Source organism: Streptomyces sp. A012304, assembly GCF_026008495.1.
Lineage (GTDB): Bacteria > Actinomycetota > Actinomycetes > Streptomycetales > Streptomycetaceae > Streptomyces.
Window position 1 is genome coordinate 1 of sequence record NZ_BQUN01000001.1, and the last position, 20,225, is coordinate 20,225.

Sequence of the window (20,225 nt, forward strand, 5' to 3'; positions counted from 1 at the left end):
CCCCCCCCCAGCCGTTCCACGAACCGGACCATCTGCACCCCAGGAGCAGCACCATCTCCGGACAGCCCTCCGGCACCCCGCCTGGCCGCCCTCCCGTACCGTCCCGCCCTTCGTAGGCCTTATCCGGCCAAGATGAGCGCGTGGACCTGATGCAGGGCGGACAGCCTGTCGAGCGGATCAGGTGCTTTGGCATGATCCCTATCGCAGCCTCAGCCTCGCCCACATCAACGGAGTTTTACCCATGAAGACCGCCCCTCTGGTCGGCGCCGCCTCGGTGCTCTTGGCCCTCGTCCTGACCGGATGCGGCCAAGACGACGCCCCGGCACCCGCTGCTCCTTCCGGGTCCCGGCAGCCGGCCACGGCCGGCTCGGCCGAACTGCCGGCCGGGATAGCTTCCTTCGGTGCCGCCCAGCCGCTCGAGAGCGGATCGTGGACGGCGACGGTCCGCTCGTTGCAGGAGATGACACCGCCCGCGAAGGACTCGGTGCCCTCCGGCTGGTCCGCGGCCCGCGTAAAGGTGGCGCTCACCAACACCGGGACGGATATCGCTCTGCTGCCCGAGACCTCGGTGACCGTCCGCGTCGGAGAACTCGGCCTCGAGACGAAGCCGTTCACCGGCCCGGGCGTTGCCGGCTTCCCCGAGCCGGACGTCGGCACCAAGGTCAAGCCCGGAGCCACGTTCACCGCCGACTTCGGTGTAGCCGTTCCCCCGCGCAGTGCAGGGCAGCGGGCCACCGTCACGCTCGAGGCGACGCAGGCCGGCCTCGCCCAGGCCGACGCGGTGTTCTTCGAAGGCAAGGTTCCGGGCGCCACCGCCCCCGCTTCGTCCCCTCCCGCGGCCACCGCGGCCGCAGGCGCGAGGCTCTCGCTCGGTCAGTGGTCCCCGGACGGCGTCCGGATCTCCCCGCTGCAGCTCGCCGCGGACGACAACGGACGCCGCGAGGCCTCCCTCGAGCTGTCGGTACGCAACGACAGTGACGACCCCCGCCCCGGCATGGGCGTCACCGTGCGGGTCCTGGTCGGCGCCGAGCTCACCACCGCGGACACGGCGTCGGCCGGCCTCGGCTACCACGACGCGCCCATCGCACCGCATCGCACCGCCACGAGCACGGTCGACGTCTCCGTTCCCTCCCGCGCGGTCCCGGGCCCCGTGACCGTCGACGCGGAACAGCGCGGCGGGGACCGCCTCATGTTCGAGGGGGCTCTCAAGTGATCGGATCCGCCCCGGCCACGGCGCCCGGCCAACACCAAGCCGTCCAGAGAACCCGTCACGACGGGAGGACGGCTGGACAGAGCAAACGCATCCAGGCATCCGCACAGGTCACCGTCACCGTCGGCTCCACCACGTGGGCGCAGGCGTCGGGCACGAAACCCTCCGAGGCCGCGGTCCGTACGGACGTCATCGACGTGCTCCGGCAAGCCCTGCAGCAGGACGTCGTCCTGACGAAGGCGGGTGCCCGCATCGCCGTCAAGCCGTCACCGTGCTCGACAGCGCACCAGAGATCACCAAATCGGTGAACGCCGCCGTGTTCGAGCAGATCCGCCTGTCCCCCTCCCCCGCCCACGGTCACGCCGACGAGGCCTTGCAGCAGCAGCTAGCCGCCGGCAAGGCCACCGCGGTGCGCTGCGGCCGCGGCGGGCGCCTCGTGCAGGCCCTCGGCCGCGGTGGCTCCGTCGACTTTCCCCCCGCTCCCGCCATGTACGCCGACCGGCACGGGCGGCTGACACTGCAGGCCCCCGGCTCACTCAACTGCCCCCGGACGACGCGTGGTTCCACGCCCCCACCGAGGTTGTCGCTCTGCTGCTGTTCCCACAGCTCGCCGTCCTCCTCGACGGCGCCGACGCCGACGTGATGAGCGGGCTGCGCCGGCTGGTGGCCTGAAACCCGGCGGACGGGATCTCAGGCGCCTGCCCTGAGGGTGAGGTGGGCAGGCGCCTCCCGCCGAGGTTCACCCGTGTCCAGGTACTCGGCCAGCGGCCGCGCCCCGGCCGCCGCTCGCGGGAAAAGTTCCGCCAGCTGTGTCACACGCCGTCTGATCCCGACACCTCTATAGGCGTTGGAGATCCCCGAAGGAGGCCAAAGTGACCACAGTGACCGGGCCCAGGTCCGCGCAGCCTGTCGACGTTCCGGCGCCCATACGACGGGTCCGGGAGGTCGCTGTCTTCCGTAACCGCTTCGGCACCCTGTTCAACGACGATGTGGTCGCACCGTCGGGCGCCGCCGGCCAGTACCTGCGGTGGCAATGGAACCAGGACGGCGTCGTCGTTGTTCCGGTCGGCTCGGCTGGGTACGCCCTCGTGCCCTCCTATCGCTACCCCGTCCACGCCGGTCTATCGAGTTCCCGCGGGGCGGCGTCGAGGGCGACGAGGAACTCGCCGCGGCCGCCGCTCGCGAGCTGCGCGAGGAGACAGGCCTGATCTGCGAGGCGCCGCGCCGGCTCGGCCTCATTCATGCCGACACCGGCATCATCGCCTCCTCGATCCATGTCTTCGTCGCGCCGGTGGACACCACGGAGACGCAGCCGGCCCACCCGGAGGCCATGGAGTCCGTCAGCGAGCCCGTCTGGATCGCACCCGCGGAGCTGCCCCGCTGGCTGGCCGATGGCCGGATCACCTGCGGCGTGACGCTGGCGGCGCTCGCCCTGGTCCAGTCCCGGTACCCCACGCTGAGCGCAGGCCATCCCGAGGCCATCGCCGCATAGGTGCCGTCCTGCCCGGGCGGATCATCCCGCCCACGCCCCTCAGCCCCCAGTAGGAGCGGGCACCCACTCACCGTCCAAGGGATTTCCCATGAAGCCAGTTTCTGAGGTCGTTGTCTCCGCAGCGCGTGGCAAGGCGGCACGTGTGCGCCGGCTGCTGTGGCGTGGGGCCGGCGCTGGAGGGGCACCCGCCGAGATGACCACGGCGCGCGCCATCGGGCGGGCCGTGCTCTTCACGCTGCTCGCCGTCAGCCTCGTCGGCACGCTGATGACGACGATCTACCTGCCGGCGCCATGGGGCCGCCTGCTGGTTCTGCCCGCCGCAGTCGGCGCCTTCTGCGCGGGTGTCGCCGCATGCCTCTACGCGTTCCTCGCCTCGTTCGCCGTCATCGACGCGGCACACCGGCGCGCCTCGGCGGCCGGTGCTGCGGTGAAGCGCAGCGCGTCACGCCGCGGGAAGGACCAGACATCGGCAGCTGCGAAGTGATGTCCGCGCAATGCTGCCTGCCTGCAAATACTCGAACAATCAAAGCGGACAAACCTTTACAAAACGATCTTGACGGGCTTGGGGTTCGGTGTCAGATTCGGGTTGATCACCGCTCAGATTCACGGCGGAGCGGTGGTTGTCGAAGGCTGTGCTGTTGCGGGCGGAGGGGGTGTCAGATGCGCTCAATTGCATCGATGTCGGCCGCGGCGATGGGGAGCGCGCGGACTCCCCGGACCGTGTTCGTGCGGGAAGGACGTGACGGTGGCCGGTCGCGGAGTGACCGACTTTGCTCCGGCCGCGCTGCTGAGCGAACGCACAGGCGTGAGTCTGTCGCGGGAGGAGTTGGCCCGGTCCGCGTCCCGGTACGAGCCGTGCCTGAGCGCTGCCCATGTCAGCCTGTACGAAGTCGGAGCGCGCGTGCCGCAGTTGAGCACGCTCGTTGCGTTGGCCAGGGCGCTCGGCGTGGAGATTCGGTCATTGCTGGTGCCGGTCGAGACCGAGGACCTGGCCCGGCTGCGAGTGGAGGGCGGCGTCCGGCAGCGCGATCTTGCGAGGTCGCTCGGTCTGCCGCAGGCCCGCTGGTCAAGGATCGAACGGGGCGTCCTCATACCGGAGCCGGCGCTCCTGCGCGAGCTGGCCGAGCTCCTCGGCAGACCCTTCGACGTGGTGGCCCGCTCGGCTCTCCACACCCGGCGCCGCGCCCTGAGGGCGCCTGCGCGGCCCAAGCGCTGCGGAACACGAGCGGCGAGAGAAATGACCATGCCAGGGCGCAGGTTGGCCGCGTACGCTCCTTAGTTCGCATGGGCCCCGCTGGCTGACCCGGGCCTCTCCGGGGGCCGGACGGTGTACTTCCACGACCACGATTGAGGGGGATATGTCAATGGCACTGTCCAAGGCCGACATCACGAAGGCCGCGAAGATCCGCACGGCGGCCGCGTTGAGTCTGGGCGCCGCTGTGCTCCTGGCCGGCTGCGGCACCGACTCCGACTCCCCGGCCGCCAAGAAGACGTCCGCTGCACCCGTCACCAGCACGTCTCCTTCCGCTGATCCGGAGCAGCAGGCCCGGGAGCAGGTGCTGGCGGCCTACCGCGGCATGTGGGCCGAACAGGTCAAGATCTACGCCAGCGGGTCGTTCAAGGGCTCGCAGCTGGAGAAGTACGCCGCCGACAAGGCCTTGGCGAAGGTGCGCGCCGCGGCCTTCTACTACCAGAACAACGACCTGGTGGTGAAGGGCGAGCCGAAGCTGAAGGACGACCCGAAGGTCACGCTCAGCCTCGGCGGCTCGTCGAAGAGCGCGGTGATCGTCGACTGCGTCGACAGCACGAACTTCGTGCCCGAGAACCGCAAGACGGGCAAGAAGTCCGAGCTCGACAGCACCAGCCGGCGCAAGGTGCAGACGTCCAAGGCCCAGTACGGCAGCGGCAGGTGGATGATCACGGACTCCACGATCGACAAGGGGTCGACATGCTGAACCTGCGCGGCCGCGGGGTGCTCCTCGCGGCCGCCGCCGCGGCCGTCCCCCTCCACCTCGGCCTGTTCGCCGCTCCGGCCTTCGCTGAGGACGGGGACAAGCCCAGCGGCGGCGTCACGTGCCCCGAGCTCGTCCCCGACTGCGACATCAACGCGGGCGGGGGCGGCGGCCAGGACAAGCCGGACAAGCCGAAACCGGGCGGCAAGCCGAGCGGGGGCGGCGGCGGGTCCGCCAAGTGCTACATCGAGTGGGACGACATCGGTGAAGTGCCCTGCTACGACGAGGACATGGGCTGGTTCAACCCGGTCGGTCAGTGCTACTGGGAGATCCTCGAACCACAGCCGGCGAAGGACGCTGCCGACTGGGAATGGGGCACCGCGGCACCCGACAGCGACGCCGAGCGCGCCAAGGGCAAGGTCTACAACGTGACCTGCCCCGGCGCGGGGCGGGAGCTCATGGGCGGCAGCACCTGGTCCCTGAACCCGCCGCCCGGGTTCGGAGGCGGTCCCACGGCCGAGGAACTGGCCCAGGAAGCGATCAAGAAGATGCGCCTGCTGGGCGCCGACATCCGCACCGCGCCGGGGGCCGGCAAGACCGGCCTGGTCGGCATGCCCGTGTGGATCTGGAACAACAAGACCCTGCGCACCTGGGGGCCCATCACCGACAGCGCCTCCGCGCCCGGCATCACCGTCACCGCGACCGCGACCGTGAAGAAGATCGAATACGTGATGGGGGACGGCGGCACCGAGGTATGCACCACCGCAGGCACACCGTACGAGAAGCGGTTCGGCGGACGGCCCAGCCCCGACTGCGGCTACCTCTACACCAAGACATCCGCCTCCCAGCCGGACAACGCCTTCACCGTCAAGGCGACCACGACCTGGGTCGTCCACTGGGTGGGCGGCGGCCAGGAAGGAGACATCACCACGACGCGGGAGGCCGAGCCCGCCCAGATCACCATCGGCGAGGCCCAGGCCGTCGCCAAGCCCTGATGCTCCCGCACCGCGAAGGAAGCCGTTCATGAGCACCACTGCCAAGCCGTCAGCACCCGACACTGCGCCCCCGGCGCCGGCTCCGCAGTCGCTGGTGCGCCAGCCCGTCGTGCGCCGGCGCCGTTCCAGCTGGATCGCGCTCGGCGTGGCCGTGATCTGCATATCCGGTGCCGCCGGCGGCTGGCTGTACACGGAGACCAGCCACCGCGAGCCGGTCGTCGCCGTCGCCCGGGACGTGCCCATGGGCGCCGAGCTGAAGGCCGAAGACCTCGTCGAAGCACAGATCGCCACCGATCCGGCGCTCACCCCTGTTCCGGCCCGCGACCTGAACAAGCTGATCGGCAAGCGCACCACGGTGGGCCTGGCCCGCGGCAGCCTGCTGACCCGCTCGTCGGTGACGGACGAGCCCCTCGTGAAGGCCGGGGAGCAGCTGGTCGGTGTCTCGCTCACCCCCTCGCGGCTTCTGGCGACCCGGCTGAGCCCGGGCCAGAAGGTCAAGGTGATCCATACGCCGAAGGACTCGGCGACCGGGGCAGCCGATGACGACAAGGAGACCGGGCAGTCGATGCAGGCCACGGTGATCGAGGTGGGCCGCCCGGACAACTCCGGCGCCCGTGTGGTCGACCTCGCCGTCACCCAGCTCGACGGCACCCGGCTGGCCATCTGGGCCGCGGCCGGAGAGGTCACCTTGTCGATCGTCCCGGCGGAGGGCTGAGATGGCCGTCATCGCGTTCTGCGGCGCCAGCGGCGGTCCCGGCACCACCACAACCACCCTCACCGCTCTGCTGACTTGGCCGCTGCCGGGCGGACGGCGGGTCGTGCTGGCCGAATGCGACCCGGACGGCGGGTCGGTGGCGGCCGGCTACCTCGAGTCCCGCGTCTTCGGCGACCACGGCCTGCACCACCTGCAGATCGCTGACCGCCGCGGCCACTTGGAGGAGGTGTTCTGGCAGCAGCTGCTGAACCTGTCCGAGCCGGAGGCGGAGGCCAACCGGCTGCTGCTGCCCGGACTGGCCAGCCCGGCCCAGGCCGCGGGCCTGCACCAGACCTGGCCCCGGCTGGCCCAGCTATTCCGCGACCTGGAGCAGCGCGAGAGCGGCTACGACATCCTCGTCGACCTCGGCCGCTCCGGCGCCGCGGGCGCCGCCAGCGCCCTGGCCCGCAGCGCCGACCTCACCGCCATCGTGGTCCGCACCACGCTGCGCGCCGTCCACGCGGCCAAGCCCAGGGTCGAGGCCCTGCGCGCGGCGCTGCAGTTGCACGGACGCGACAGCAGTCGCATCGGCCTCGTCGTGATCGGCGAAGGTCCCTATCGGGCACGCGATGTCGCCGAGCAGCTCCAGTTGCCGATCTTCGCGGAGCTGCCGTTTGACGAGAAGGCCGCCCGTGTCCTGACTCACGGCGGCGACGGCGGCCGCGGTTTCGCAGGCGCGCCGCTGATGCGCAAGGGCGCGGAGATGGCCCGCACGCTCCAGGCTCTGGCCGTGCAGGAGCACCTGCGGCTGCACGCCCCGGCCGAACTGCGCCCGTCCACCGTCCTGCGCCGCCTGACGAAGGGAGCTGCTCATGACACAGCGCGGTAGGCCGCTGTTCCCGGGGGCCACCTCCCCCGGGCCGGGCCAGTTTGCGTCCCTCTCGCCTTCCGGCACGCCGGCCGACGTTCCCGTCGCAGCGGACGGCGGAACGGCCGCGCCGACTGAGCGCACCCCGGCGGTGCTGCCCGGCGCGCCCAGGGCCGCCGGCCGCGCGGCGCTGTGGGACTGGGCCACGGTGCGGTCCCTGCGGGACGAGCTCAGCGCGCGGATCGCGCCGGAGTACCAGACGTACAAGGAGTCGGCCGGCACGGAGATGTCGGCCGAGGAGGCCGAGCAGCGCGGCTGGGAGATCATCCAGGACCTCGTGGCGCGCTGGGCCGCCGACTTCTCCGCGGCTCGGCAGATCTCGCCGACGTCCGCGGACGAGACGAGCCTGGCCCAGGCCGTCTTCGACCTGCAGTTCGCCCATGGTCGGCTCCAGCCCTATCTGGACGACGACGCGGTGGAGAACATCCTGATCAACGGCTGCGATGACGTGTGGGTGGACTACGCGGACCAGCCCAACCGCAGGGTCGCTCCGATCGCCGAGTCCGACGAAGAGCTCGTCGAGCTGCTGCAGATGCTTGCCCGGCGCCACGGAGCCGGTGAGCGCAGCCTGTCCAAGGCCTCGCCCACGCTGGCCCTGCGCCTGTCGGACACCTCGCGTCTGCAGGCGCTGACTGAGGTCACGCCGCGGCCCTACGTCGTCATCCGCAAGCAGCGGGTGCGCGACGCCAGCCTGGAGAAGCTGGTGGAACTCGGCACCATCGACGCGAGCCTGATGCACTTCCTCAAGGCCGCGATGGCCGCCCGCAAGAACATCATGATCAGCGGGACGCAGGGCGTCGGCAAGACGACCATGCTCATCGCGCTCGCCCGCGAGATCGACCCCCAGGAGCGGGTCGGCACCCTGGAGACCGAGTACGAGCTGTTCCTGCACGAGATCGGCCACCTTCAGCAGGTCGTGCCGATGGAGGCCCGCGAGGGCAACGGGGAACGGGTCGACGGGCGGGACGCCGGCGAGATCGAGCTAGCCGACCTGATCGCGCCGTCGCTGCGCATGATGCTGCGCCGCATGATCGTCGGCGAGGTCCGCTCGAGGGAGATCGTGCCGATGCTGCAGGCCATGAGCGCTGGCGAGGGCGGCTCGATGTGCACCATCCACGTCAAGCGGGCCGACGCGGTCTTCGCCCGGATCGCCCAGCTGTGCATCCAGCACGGCGGCGGCATGACGCAGGAACTCGCCTACCTCACCGCCGCCATGGCACTGGACTTCGTCGTGCACATCCACATGGACGACCGCACCGAGCACGGCGGCACGAAGGAACGGTTCGTCCACCAGGTGCTGGAAGTCACCGGCGAGTTCAGCGAACTGACCGGCGCGCCGTCCTTCAACCGGATCTACAGCCCCGGCCCCGACGGGCGCGCGGTGCCCACCGGCATCCAGCCCGCCTGCCTCGACGACCTGCTCCAGGCGGGATTCCACCCGGAGTGGCTGTCCACGTACCAGAACATCGGGGCCTGGACGGCCCGCCCGAACGGCAAGGTGGCCTGAGATGGGGATGCTGATTGCCGGATTCGCCGCCGCCGGTGCGGTGGCCGGCCTGCTGCTGATCGTCGCCGGGGTGCGCGGCACCCGCGGCCCGGCTGCCGCCCGCCCGGTGAAGGTCCGCACCGCCCGTCCGCCCCGGGCCCGCCGCGTCCTGCGCCTGCAGCTCGCCGGCGCCGCCGGCGGAGCCATGCTCACCTGGACGGTCACCGGCTGGCTGCCCTCGGCGCTGCTCACGGCTCTGGCGGTGTTCTTCCTGCCGTGGCTGCTGAACCCCAACCGGACCGCGACCGAGCAGATCGAGCGCCTCGAAGCGCTCGCCCAGTGGACCCAGCGTCTGTCCGACCTGGTCATGACCGGCACCGGCATCGAGGACGCGATCGCCACCTCGGTACGCACCGCGCCCAAGGCGATCGAGCGGGAGGTCGCCGACCTTGCCGTGCGGCTGCACTCGCGCATGGAGCCGCGCGAGGCCCTGACCGCGTTCGCCCGGGCCCTGGGCGACCCGCGGGCCGACCTAGTCGCCGCGGCCCTGCTGCTGCGCATCCGCGACCGCGGCCCGGGCCTGGCCGATGTCCTGTCCGACATGGCGGCCCGGACCAAGGACATCGTCCGCCGCCGCCGTGACACCGAGGCCCACCGGGCCAAGCACCGCACCACGGTCCGCTGGATCTGCGCCATCACCGTCGTGGTCGTCATCGCCTCCTCCTTCAACAAGGAGCAGGTCGCCCCCTACGGAACCCCCCTGGGGATGATCGTCATGCTGCTGCTGGTCGCCGCCGTCATCGCCCTGTTCTGGTGGATGAACCGGCTCGGAGCCACGGTCACCCTGCCGGGCTTCATGGGCAGCGCCGTCCCCGCCACACCCGCGGCAGCGCCGGCCGTGCAGCCGGAGGGAGCCAAGTGACCCCGCTCGCCCTGTCATTGCTCATCGGTGCCGGTATGGGCGCCGGCCTGTTCCTGCTCGTGCGCGAGCTCTTCCCGTCCGGGCCCGCTCTCGGCCCCGCCCTGGAACGCCTGCACGGCACCCCGGCCCCCCGCTCCCGCAAGGGCAACCAGGACGAGGCGCCCTTCCTCACCCGCACGGGCGAGGCGGTGGCCGAGCGCCTACGCCACTGGCCCGGCATCACCATCCCGGTCAAGAACCTGAACCTGGTGGGCGAATCAGTCGGTGAACTGTTCGGCGCGAAGCTGCTCCACTTCACCGTGGGCCTGCTGCTGCCGTCCCTGTTCACCCTGATCGTCGCGATGGCCGGCATCCAGTTCCCCATCGCCCTGTCCGGCCTGGTCGGGCTGCTGACCGGCGCGGCGATGTGGTTCCTGCCCGACCGGCAGCTCGCCCGGCGCGCCGCGCGCGCCCGCGCCGAGGCCACCCAGGCGATCATGGCGTACGCCGAACTCGCCGCGATGGAACGGATCTCCAGCGCCGGCGCGCAGGACACCCTGGAGCGGCCCGCGGAGGTCGGCAGCGGCTGGGTCTTCCAGCGCATCCAGGCCGCCTTGCTGCGCGCACGCCTCGACCGTGCGCCCGCCTGGGAGGCGATGCGTCAGATCGCCGACGAACTCGACCTGCCGGCCGCCGACGACATCGCCGACATCGTCTCCAGCGCCGGCACCGACGGCGCCGCCATCTACGCCACCCTGCGCAGCCGCGCCGAGAGCCTGGCTGCCGAGCAGGCCGCCGACGACCAGGCGCGCGCCAACGCCGCATCCGAAAGTCTCGTAGTGCCCGTCAGCTTGCTGTCCATGGTGCTGCTGGTGTTCTTCGGATTCCCGGCCTTCGCCCGCATCTTCGCCATCTGACCCACGCAAGGAAGGCAGCATCATGACCGGAAACCTGAACCTGCGGATAGCAGTCCACGCCCACGCCGCCGTGCTCCACCTCGCCGAGAGACTCGGCCGGCACCTGGACGAGCTGCGCGAGGAAAACGACCGCGGCAACAACGACGTCTCGATGATCATGTGGATCGTCGCCGTGGTCGTCTTCGCCGGCGCCGCCATCGCCGCGTTCAAGATCCTCGGCCAGGGCAAGCTCGACGGCATGACGGGTCTGTGACCTGTGATCCGGTGCCCCAGCTGGCTCCGCCGCCAAGCGAGACGGCTGCGTCAGGACGACGGTGACGCATCGCTGGAGATGCTCATCTGCTTTCCCGCGGTCCTGATGCTGCTGTTCCTGGTGGTGGACGCCTGCAACATCTACTACGCCAAGACCGCAGCGACCACCGCCGCCCGCGAGGCGGTGGCCGGCGCCCGCGGCTACGGCAGCACCACCGGCGAGGGCGTCAGGCGGGCCGATGCGGTCTTCGACCGCGTCGGAGACACCCTCCTCGCCCCCAGCGTGAGCGCGCACAGCAGCGCCGACCGCATCGAATTCACCGTGACCGGCAAGGCCCAGTCCGTGCTCGGTCTGAACATCACCGTGACCGAGCACGCGGCGGGCCCGGTGGAGAGGTGGTCCAACCCGTGATGGCGCCGTGGCGCCGGGACCTGGACGACGACTCGGGCCGTATCGCGCTCGAGTTCGTTCTCTGGGTCCCGGCCGTGCTTGTGTTCTTCGCCCTGGCCATGACCGCCGGGCGCATCATCACCGCGGACAACGCGGTCGACGCCGCGGCCGCCGACGCCGCCCGCGAGGCCTCCCTCGCCCGCACCGCCGGCCAGGCCCACCCACGCGCCGTGGCAGCGGCCCGGGCGGCGTTCGCCGAACGCAAGCTCCACTGCTCGAGCACGTCCGTGACCGTGGACACCTCCGGCTTCTCCGCCCCGCTCGGCGCGTACGGAGCGGTCACCGCACGCGTACGGTGCACCGTCCAACTCGCCGACCTCGGCAGCGGGTTCGGCTCCAAGACCGTCGAGTCGTCCTTCACCTCCGTGATCGACAGGTACCGCCAGCGATGAGACTCCCGATGCACCTTCACCCGCTCCGCGCCCGGCTGCGCGCCGATGACGGCTCCCTGTCGCTGTGGTGGATCCTCATGGTGATTCCCTTGCTGATCATGCTCGGGATCACCTATGACCTGGGCGGCAAACTGCACGACATCGAGCACGCCGACGCGCTCGCTGCCGAAGCCGCCCGGGCCGGCGCGCAGGCCATCGACGAGAGCCAGGCCGTTCCCGGCGACGCCGTCGTCCTCGACCCGGGCAAGGCCGCAGCCGAGGCCCGCCGCTACCTGTCTGCCGCCGGCGTGGACGGCACCGTCACCGTTGCCGGCAACGGCACCACCATCACCGTCGACGTCACCACCCAACGCCCCACCGTCTTCCTGCAGATCCTCGGCCAGCCCTCGCTGGACGTCGAAGGCCACGCCTCGGCCGAGCTGCTCCACGGCGTCGGCGCCCCTGAGGAGTGAGGCCTGCCATGACACCCCGCCGCTCCGGCAGCCTCGCCGCGAACCTCGCGCGCGGCCTGGCCAGCCTCCTGGCCCTGCTCGCCCTGCTGGCCGGGCTGCCCGCCCTGCTGTGGTTCCTCACCGGCGTGCTGCTCCCGCACGGGGTCTCCCTGGACGAGATCACCGCCCTGATGACGTCCCGCAACCTCGGTGCGCCGTTCTTCGCCGTGGTGATGGCCGGCGGGTGGGCCGGCTGGGCCGTCTTCGCCGTGTGCACCCTGCTGGAGATCCCCGCGCAGCTGCGCGGCCGGCCGAGCCTGTCCATGCCGACACTGGGCGTTCAGCGGCTGGCCGCCACCCTGGTCGGCGGCGTCCTGCTCCTGCTGCCGGCCCAGGCCGCCATGGCCGCCCCGTCCCATACAGCCCCCGCACACGCTGCCTCGGTGACCGCCGCGGCGCCGCAGAGCGCGCCCGCCAGCGCCCCGCAGTCCGCCGCGTCCGCGTCCGCGTCGAGCTACACCGTCCAGCCCCGCGACAGCCTCACGAAGATCGCGCTGCAGGAACTCGGCGACGCCAACCGCTGGACGGAGATCGCACAGGCCAACGACGGGCGCACCATGGTTGACGGCACGACCTTCTCCGCCCGCGGTGTCCTGCAGCCGGGCTGGAAGCTGCTCATGCCCAAGGACTGGAAGCACACGCAGCCCCAGGACGCGCAGCACACCGAGGACGCCGGGCACCGCGAGCACACCGTACGTTCCGGCGAGACCCTCTCCCAGATCGCCGAGGACGAACTCGGCGACGCCGCGGACTACATGGACATCGCCCGCCTCAACCAGGGCAAGAAGCAGGCCGACGGCCGCACCTTCACCGACCCGGACGACATCCACCCCGGATGGCAGCTGGCCCTGCCCCACACCGGCTCCCCCGCCCCGGACAAGCCCGCCGAGGAACACGAAGACGGCGACCACGACTCCCCCGCCGAGCAGGACGACAGCGCGAAGGACCCGTCCGACACGGCCCCGCCCGAGCAGCCCGCCGCCCCCGACCGCGACGCGGCCGGCTCCGACACCAACCGGGACACCATGCCCTCCACCCCCGCCCCCGAGCAGGCCGCGCCCGAGCAGGCCTCGTCGGCTCCCGCCGACGACGACACCCCGGACGCCGAGCCCGCGGGCGAGGAGGCCGGGCCGAGCGTCGGCGTCACAGCAGCCGCCGTCACCAGCCTGTTCGCCGCCACCGTCCTGGCCGTGCTCGGCGCACGCCGCGCCCACCAGCAGCGCCGCAGGCGCCACAAGCGGCGTATCCCCATGCCCGAGGCGAACACCCCAAGCGCCGAACTCGAGCAGGAGATGCGCGCCAACTCCTCCGCCGACGGCCTCGACCTCCTCCACCAGGCCCTGCGCACCCTGGCCGCCAACTGCGCCCGCAGCGGGCGGCCCCTGCCCGAGATCGAGGCCGCCCGCCTCGATGCGCGCGGCCTCGAACTGCACCTGTCCGCGCCCGCCCCGGCGATCGCTCCCTTCACCGAGAGCGAGTCCGACCCCGCCGTGTGGTGGTGCCCTGCCCGCGGCACCTCCCTGCTCGGCCCCGACGAGGGCCGCGACATCACCGCCCCCTACCCGGCCCTGGTCAGCATCGGCGAAACCCCCGCCGGCGACCCCGTCCTGGTCAACCTCGAAACCATCGGCCTGCTCCAACTCCACGGCAGCACCGACGACGTGACCTCGGTCATGCTCGGGATGGCGGTCGAACTCGCCTCCTCCGCACTCACCGACGACACGGCCCTGCTGCTGTCCGGGCTCGGGGCCGAACTTGAGGCCGTCTTCCCCGCCCGCATCCAGCACCACGCTCAGCTCGCCGCCGCGCTGGACGAACTGCGCGCACACGACGCCCTCCAGCGAGGCGCCCTGGACGCGGCCGGCGCGGACAGCCTGCTGGACGCCCGCCTATCTGCCGACGGCGGCGACACCTGGATCCCCCGGGTCCTCATGTGCCCGACCGCCCCCAGCGGGCAACACGCCGAGACCCTGTCCGACCTGCTCTCCTCACGCCCCCGCACCGCCCTGGCGGTGATCACCTCCGCCGAGGAAGCCCTCCAGCTGCCCGGCGCCTGGCTGGTTCCCGCCGCCCCTGGCGCCGCAGTCCAGCTGCCCGGTCTCGACCTGACCGTCACCCTGCAGCGCCTGGAGCCCCACGCCTACGGCCCCCTCCTGGATCTGCTGGGGACGGCCAACCGCACTGACGACGTCCCCGCCCCGGCATGGACCGAGGCCGCCGAGGACAGCACCGCCGCGACCGAGGCGGCTGGCGAGATGCAGGCCGCCGGCCGGCCGTCCCGCGAGGTGCCGGTCCACGTCTCCTCCGCCACCGCAGGCGACTTCGCCACGGCACTGCCCGACTTCAGCGCCCTCGCACCGGCCGCAGAAGCGCCGGCCGGACCCGGCGAGGCGGAGACGGTAGGCGATGGCGGCCTGTCACCCGAGGCCTCCGGCGACAGCGCCCTCGCACCGGATGCGGCCACATACCCGGAAGAGGAATCGGCGTACGCCGACTTCGAGCCCGAGTGGGAACTCCCCGCCCCCGAAGTCCTTGGGGAACAAGAGGGCTCCGAGGACCCCTGGCGGGCGGACGAGGACAGTGCCCTGAACCCCGCCGTCAGCAGCGCTGCCGCCCCTACGTCGGAGGACCTGGACGAGGAGGTGGCGCCCGCTGCCCCGGACAGCGAAGCCCCCCTCGACTTCGACGAGGTGATCGCGGAAGTCCTCGACGAGCAGACCACCGCCTCCGGCACCGACATGCCGGACGCGCTCGACGAGACCAGCGACGGCGCGGCCGGCCCCGCCCACCTCGAAGGCCCGCCGGCCGACGGGGCGCCGCAGCAGGGCCTGTCCCCCGAAGCTGCAGCCGTGCAGGCGCCCAGGCCGCCCCTGGCCCGGGTCACCGCCGTCACCTCCCACATCCTCGCGGCGCTGAACACCCCGCCCGACCCGCCGGCAGCACCACAGATCCGGGTCCTGGGCACGGTCGACGTGGTCGGTGCGCTGGGTCGTGTGGAGTCCTACCGCCGCAACAGCCTCACCGAGATCGCGGCGTGGCTCGTGCTGCACCCCGGACGCAACCGCCACGAACTTGACGAGGCCATCTGGCCCGGCCAGCGGGTGAACGCCAAGACCCGCAACACCTCCATCAGCAAGCTGCGGACCTGGCTCGGGCGTGACCCGCGCCTGCCCGCCGACGCCCCCGACAGCACGTACCTGCTGCCAGTGACCGACGGGGTCTACAGCTTCAACGCCGACGTCATCGCCGACTGGCACCAGTTCCAGGACCTGTACGCCAAGGGCATGCACAACCACGGCGAGGACGCCGACACCGCGCTCGCCCACGCGCTGGCCCTCGTACGGGGCCGACCGTTCTCCGGCATCGACCAGAGCCGCTACGCCTGGGCCGAGCACAACATTCAGGAGATGATTTCTGCCAGCGTCGACGTCGCCCACGAGCTGGCGATGCGCCGCATGTCCGTCCGTGACTTCCGCGCCGCAGCCAGCGCCGTCTCCATCGGACTGACCTGCGACATCCAGGCCGAACTGCTCTACCGCGACCTGTTCCAGATCTACAGCGAGACCGGCGACCGGGCTGGCCTCGAACGCACCGCCCATCAGCTCAACCGGATCTCGACCGAAACCGGGCTCGACAGCTCGCCCAAGACCGTGGCCCTGCTCAATGCGCTGCTGGCAGCGAACTCGGTGGTGGGGACCGCGATCGCGTAACCGCCCGCCGCGCCGGAGGGGGGTGGGCCCGCCGGCCCGTGCAGGGCGGGTGGGGCGAGGCGCCGTCTGCTCCACCACGACCCGACGGGCGAAGCGGAGCAGCAGCGGCGGGACGATTCGTCCGGAGCGAGATCCCCGCACAGCGATTCGGTCACGTGTTCGATACTCTGAGGAGGGAGGAGGCAGCGACGTGACGATCGACCAGGCACCTAAGGGGCGGATTCCCACCGTGATGCACATGCGTTGCCCGGACCGTCTCCCGGAGGAGCTGTACCGCCTCGTCCTCGAGCAGCTGGCCGAGCTGTCCCCCGTCGTGCAGGCACTGCCACCCACCGCGGCCCTCGCCGAGCTGAAGGGCGCCCTGTGTTACCACGGTGTCGGCGCGGACGTGGACCGACTGGGCCAGATGCTGCGCGTGCGAACGCTGACCCGCTGTGGCGCCGACCTTCGCATCGGCATCGGTCCTACGATCAGCGTGGCCGCGATCAGCGTGGCCGCGACCGCATCTGCTCAGGTCCCCGAGCCTGGAGGAGTGCTGGTCGTGGCCCCCGACCGGGCCGCGGAGTGGCTCGCCGGGCTGCCGGTGGAAGCCCTGCATGGCATCGGCCCCCGGCAGGCGGGCTTGCTCCACGACTACGGCATCCACACCGTAGGTCTGCTCGCTGCCGTCCCGGCCCAGACCGTCCAGCGGCTGCTCGGCGGGCGCGCCGGCCGCCTGGCCCGCGACCGGGCGCGCGGCGCGGACCCCCGTCCGGTCGTCCCGCGCTCCCTGCCCGCCTCCGCGAGCGTCAGCTGCTCCTTCGCCCGGCACGCGTTGGACGGCCCCGACGTGCGCTCCGCCCTGCTCCGCCTGGTCGTGGAGCTCGGACGGATGCTGCGTCGTCGCGGGCAATCACCCCAGGCGCTGACGCTGACGCTGTCCTTCGCCGGGACCGGCCGCTGGAGCAAGACCCACCGCCTGCCCGAGCCCTCCGCGCACGAGGACGATCTGCGCGCTGCCGCCTACCGGCTCATGGACGCCGCAGGTCTGCAGCGAGGACGCCTGACCGCACTGTCCCTTCGGGCAGAGGAGCTGTGCGACGCCGGCACCGTGGCCCAGCAGATCACGCTGGACCACGCCCGCGAGGCGCGTCTGGTGGCCGAAGCCGCCGTCGACCGGGTCCGTGACAAGTTCGGCGCCGACGTCATCGGCCCCGCCGCCTACCGAGCCGCATCCTGACCAGCGCCGGGGAGCGTTCATCGAATTGGTGTTCCCTTTGCTGTGGTTTCGGGGTTACGGTCCACGTCAAGCAAGATCCCGTCAGGGGGGAAGCACCATGCACGTCATCGAACCAGCGGGCCGGGCCGGACGCCCGCCCGGAATCGTCACCGGCCCCGACGGACTCACGACCCGGCAGGCGGCCATCGTCACCTTCATCGAGCGCACCGTCGCCCGCCAGGGTTACCCCCCGTCGATGCGCGAGATCGGCGCGGCGGTCCACCTCAAGAGCACCTCATCCGTCGCGCACCAGCTCATGGCTCTGGAGCGCAAGGGCATCCTCTACCGCGACCCCCACCGCCCCCGCGCCTACCGCGTCCGGCCCCACCATGACACCGGCTTCGACCAGGCGTCCACTGGCACCGCACCCGAGACAGCCGACGTCCCCTTGGTCGGCCAGATCGCCGCAGGCGCACCGATCCTCGCCGAAGAGTCCGTCGAGGACGTACTGTCCCTGCCCCGCCGCCTCGTCGGCGAGGGCCAGCTGTTTGCACTGAAAGTGCGGGGCGACAGCATGATCGACGCCGCGATCTGCGACGGCGACATCGTCACGGTCCGCCGCCAGGACTCCGCCGACCACGGAGACATCGTCGCTGCGCTCCTGGACGGTGAGGCCACGGTCAAACGCCTACGCCGCGAGGGCGGCCACGTCTGGCTGGTGCCGCACAACCCGGCCTACGCGCCGTTGCCGGCAGACGACGCCGCTATCCTCGGCAAAGTCGTCGCTGTGCTGCGCCGCCTCTGACCGGGGCCGCCCGGGCGGCCCCGGCTGCGCGCGGACCGCTCGGTGGCGGGCGGGCCTGCGGGAGCGCTGGTGGGGCGGCTTGACGCCTTGTGCGCGTACCTGGCCGGACGGCCGGCACCGGCCGGACCGGCCCGCCGACGATGCGTCCCCCGCCCCTCGTACCCGAACCTGCGGACTGAACCCGGGCAGCCGGGCGAAGGCGGGCACCGGCTCCCACCAGCGGCAAGGCGATCACCGACGCCGATGTCAGTGGTCGCCCTTATGCTGCGCCGCACAGCGAGGCACGACCCCGCTCACCCTTCACGAGCGGGGAGTTGGTCCCATGGCGCGCATCGGCCGACCGCGGAAGGACCCCCGCGAGGCGGAAGAGATCATGCGGGCGGCGGGCCTGGAACCGCTGGAGCCCTACCCCGGCAGCTCCGCCCCGTGGCGGTGCCGCCATACGGCGTGCGGGCGGGAGGTCACCCCCCGCCTGAGCAATGTCACCAAGGGACAGCGCGGCTGCGTGTACTGCTCCGGGCGGGCCCGTATCGAGCCTGAGGTCGCGGCCAGCGTGATGCGGGCGGCCGGCCTGGAGCCCTTGGAGCTCTATCCCGGCAGTGACCGTAAGTGGCGGTGCCGCCATGTCGCCTGCGGGCGCGAGGTCACACCTACCTACGTTCGGATCAACTCCGGTACGGGGCCCTGCCGGTGGTGCGCACCGAACGCGCCGGTCGACCCCGACGTCGCCGCGGCCGACATGCGGGCAGCAGGCCTGGAACCCCTGGGCCCGTACCCGGGGGTGGACACGCCGTGGCCCGTCCACTGCCGGACGTGCGGAGCGCCCGGGGCACCCACGCTGGGCTCCATCCGGCAGGGACAGGGTGGCTGCTACCCCTGTGGCCGGCACAAGGCCAACGAGTCGATGCGCCACGACGCCGAGACCGCGGCCGCGGTGATGCGGGAAGCGGGCCTGGAGCCGCTGGAGCCTTACCCGGGGACCGCGTTCCCGTGGAAGAGCCGCTGCGCCAAGTGCGGGTCCATCGTCTCCCCCCGCCTGGGGTCCCTGACCGGCCAGAGCCGGCGTCCGGCCTGCAAGCGGTGCGCCGACCGGGCCAACGGCGAGGCGCAGCGCCACGACGAGGACCTGGCCGTCGCCGAGATGCGCGAGCACGGATTCGAACCCCAGGAACCGTACCGTGGGGTCAAGTACCCCTGGCGGTGCTTGTGCCACGGCTGCGGCACTGTCACCTCGCCTACCTTCGGATCCATCCTCGCTGGCCAGAGCGGATGCCGGCGCTGCGCCGACCTCCGCGCCGGCGCCGCCCGACGGGAAGACCCCGAGCGCGCCGCCACCTCCATGCTCGAGGCCGGCCTCGAGCCCTTGGAGCCCTACACCACGAGCATGACGCCCTGGCGCTGCCGCTGCACCACCTGCGGCCGCACCTCAACCCCCACCCTGGCCAAGATCCGCAGTGGCCGCGGATGCAGGTACTGCGCCCGATTCGGCTTCGATCGCGCCGCGCCCGCCCGCGTCTACGTCGTCACCCACGCGCAGCACGGCGCCGTCAAGATCGGTGTCGCCGGCGCCCTTCAGCGCAACGACCGCATCGCCCAGCATCGCCGCCTCGGATGGACCCTGTTCTACGAACACCACGTGCCCACCGGCGACGACGCCCTGGCCGTCGAGCAGACGATCCTTCGGCGTCTGCGCGCCGCCGGCCACGGCGTCTTCCTCACCGCCGCACAGATGCCCAACGGATGGACCGAGACATTCGATGCCGCCCGCGTCACCGCCTCCCAGCTTCGCGACGCGATCCGAGAACACCAGACCACGCCGGCCCCTCCCGAGCCGCTGACCCTGTTCTAGCCGCCCGGCCGGTTCCGGGAGCGCAGCACGTACCTGAACCGGCCGGACTGATCAGCCGCCGGTGAGCATGCGCCAATCCGACCAGAATGGCTTCCTTCGCGTCTTGTGGAAGTTAGGCTGGCGCGAACGAGCCCTGGCCGTCGCGTCCCCCGTGCATGACGGCCGGGGCCGTTTCGTGCCAGCCATGCCGGTCTTCACCGCCGGTTCTCGCAGGCGGGCCAGCGGGCCCGACAGGCCGAAATGGTGAACAGCAGAGCGCGGACTTCCGTGCCGAGGGCCAAGCGGCTGGACGAGCACGGTCCTGACAGTGCGCCCGAGCCGAAGTTCCTGCCGGCGACGGGGGGCGGCGGAGCAGCCGGGCGGTGTGACGCCGCCCGCGGGGACCGGGACGTCAGCGGGCATCGTGCTGCCCCCGCGGCCAGCCGGTCCTCCGCCGCCCGTGCCGGCGCCCCGACTGTGGCAACGGCTGGTCCGGCTCCCCCGGCGCCGGTGAGCACTGGTG

General features: G+C 71.9%; 20 protein-coding genes. All 20 read left to right on the top strand.

Annotation, left to right across the window (positions count from 1 at the left end):
• Positions 1–241: 241 nt before the first annotated feature.
• The 20 genes from ALMP_RS00005 to ALMP_RS00100 all read left to right on the top strand — a co-directional run bounded on the left by ALMP_RS00005 (position 242) and on the right by ALMP_RS00100 (position 19,723).
• Positions 242–1,213: a hypothetical protein gene (locus ALMP_RS00005; RefSeq protein WP_264923719.1), complete on the top strand. Its 972-nt coding sequence runs from the start codon at positions 242–244 to the stop codon at positions 1,211–1,213.
• Positions 1,214–1,481: 268 nt separating this feature from the next.
• On the top strand, positions 1,482–1,853 hold the full coding sequence (locus tag ALMP_RS00010) for a hypothetical protein (RefSeq protein WP_264923720.1): 372 nt from the start codon (positions 1,482–1,484) through the stop codon (positions 1,851–1,853).
• Between the two features lie 390 nt (positions 1,854–2,243).
• The gene (locus ALMP_RS00015) at positions 2,244–2,702 is read left to right on the top strand and encodes an NUDIX domain-containing protein (protein WP_264923887.1); all 459 of its coding nucleotides are present in this window, start codon (positions 2,244–2,246) and stop codon (positions 2,700–2,702) included.
• Between the two features lie 193 nt (positions 2,703–2,895).
• Entirely contained in the window at positions 2,896–3,186 is a 291-nt protein-coding gene (locus ALMP_RS00020; protein ID WP_264923722.1) for a hypothetical protein, read from the top strand.
• A 276-nt stretch (positions 3,187–3,462) separates the two neighbouring features.
• Positions 3,463–3,981, top strand: a complete 519-nt coding sequence (locus tag ALMP_RS00025) for a helix-turn-helix transcriptional regulator (protein WP_264923723.1) — start codon at positions 3,463–3,465, stop codon at positions 3,979–3,981.
• Positions 3,982–4,066: 85 nt separating this feature from the next.
• Positions 4,067–4,657, top strand: coding sequence for a hypothetical protein (locus ALMP_RS00030; RefSeq protein WP_264923725.1), 591 nt, complete (start codon positions 4,067–4,069; stop codon positions 4,655–4,657).
• Complete coding sequence (locus tag ALMP_RS00035) at positions 4,651–5,649, top strand: hypothetical protein (protein WP_007490747.1); 999 nt, start codon at positions 4,651–4,653, stop codon at positions 5,647–5,649. Before ALMP_RS00030 ends, ALMP_RS00035 begins: the two co-directional genes overlap by 7 nt.
• Positions 5,650–5,677: 28 nt before the next feature.
• Positions 5,678–6,364 (top strand): SAF domain-containing protein, encoded by a 687-nt coding sequence (locus ALMP_RS00040; RefSeq protein ID WP_063739495.1) that lies wholly within the window; start codon positions 5,678–5,680, stop codon positions 6,362–6,364.
• A gap of 1 nt (position 6,365) precedes the next feature.
• The gene (locus ALMP_RS00045) at positions 6,366–7,232 is read left to right on the top strand and encodes a hypothetical protein (protein WP_264923727.1); all 867 of its coding nucleotides are present in this window, start codon (positions 6,366–6,368) and stop codon (positions 7,230–7,232) included.
• Positions 7,216–8,778, top strand: coding sequence for a CpaF family protein (locus ALMP_RS00050; protein WP_264923728.1), 1,563 nt, complete (start codon positions 7,216–7,218; stop codon positions 8,776–8,778). The genes ALMP_RS00045 and ALMP_RS00050 overlap by 17 nt, the downstream gene beginning before the upstream one ends.
• Before the next feature lies 1 nt (position 8,779).
• Positions 8,780–9,679 (top strand): type II secretion system F family protein, encoded by a 900-nt coding sequence (locus ALMP_RS00055; protein WP_264923729.1) that lies wholly within the window; start codon positions 8,780–8,782, stop codon positions 9,677–9,679.
• The gene (locus ALMP_RS00060; RefSeq protein WP_264923730.1) at positions 9,676–10,575 is read left to right on the top strand and encodes a type II secretion system F family protein; all 900 of its coding nucleotides are present in this window, start codon (positions 9,676–9,678) and stop codon (positions 10,573–10,575) included. Before ALMP_RS00055 ends, ALMP_RS00060 begins: the two co-directional genes overlap by 4 nt.
• 22 nt (positions 10,576–10,597) lie before the next feature.
• Positions 10,598–10,828 (top strand): hypothetical protein, encoded by a 231-nt coding sequence (locus tag ALMP_RS00065; RefSeq protein WP_264923731.1) that lies wholly within the window; start codon positions 10,598–10,600, stop codon positions 10,826–10,828.
• A 3-nt stretch (positions 10,829–10,831) separates the two neighbouring features.
• Positions 10,832–11,239: a TadE family protein gene (locus ALMP_RS00070; protein ID WP_264923733.1), complete on the top strand. Its 408-nt coding sequence runs from the start codon at positions 10,832–10,834 to the stop codon at positions 11,237–11,239.
• A complete protein-coding gene (locus ALMP_RS00075; protein ID WP_264923734.1) occupies positions 11,224–11,670 on the top strand; it encodes a TadE/TadG family type IV pilus assembly protein in 447 nt (148 codons plus the stop codon). The genes ALMP_RS00070 and ALMP_RS00075 overlap by 16 nt, the downstream gene beginning before the upstream one ends.
• Before the next feature lie 8 nt (positions 11,671–11,678).
• Entirely contained in the window at positions 11,679–12,122 is a 444-nt protein-coding gene (locus tag ALMP_RS00080; RefSeq protein ID WP_264923736.1) for a pilus assembly protein TadG-related protein, read from the top strand.
• 8 nt (positions 12,123–12,130) lie between these two features.
• Positions 12,131–15,871: a LysM peptidoglycan-binding domain-containing protein gene (locus tag ALMP_RS00085; RefSeq protein WP_264923737.1), complete on the top strand. Its 3,741-nt coding sequence runs from the start codon at positions 12,131–12,133 to the stop codon at positions 15,869–15,871.
• 238 nt (positions 15,872–16,109) lie between these two features.
• Positions 16,110–17,090 carry a hypothetical protein gene (locus tag ALMP_RS00090; protein WP_375803404.1) on the top strand — a complete coding sequence of 327 codons (981 nt, stop codon included), beginning with the start codon at positions 16,110–16,112 and terminating at the stop codon, positions 17,088–17,090.
• A gap of 97 nt (positions 17,091–17,187) precedes the next feature.
• Complete coding sequence (gene lexA / locus ALMP_RS00095) at positions 17,188–17,874, top strand: transcriptional repressor LexA (RefSeq protein ID WP_264923739.1); 687 nt, start codon at positions 17,188–17,190, stop codon at positions 17,872–17,874.
• A gap of 322 nt (positions 17,875–18,196) precedes the next feature.
• Positions 18,197–19,723, top strand: a complete 1,527-nt coding sequence (locus ALMP_RS00100; protein WP_264923741.1) for a hypothetical protein — start codon at positions 18,197–18,199, stop codon at positions 19,721–19,723.
• Positions 19,724–20,225: the final 502 nt, after the last annotated feature.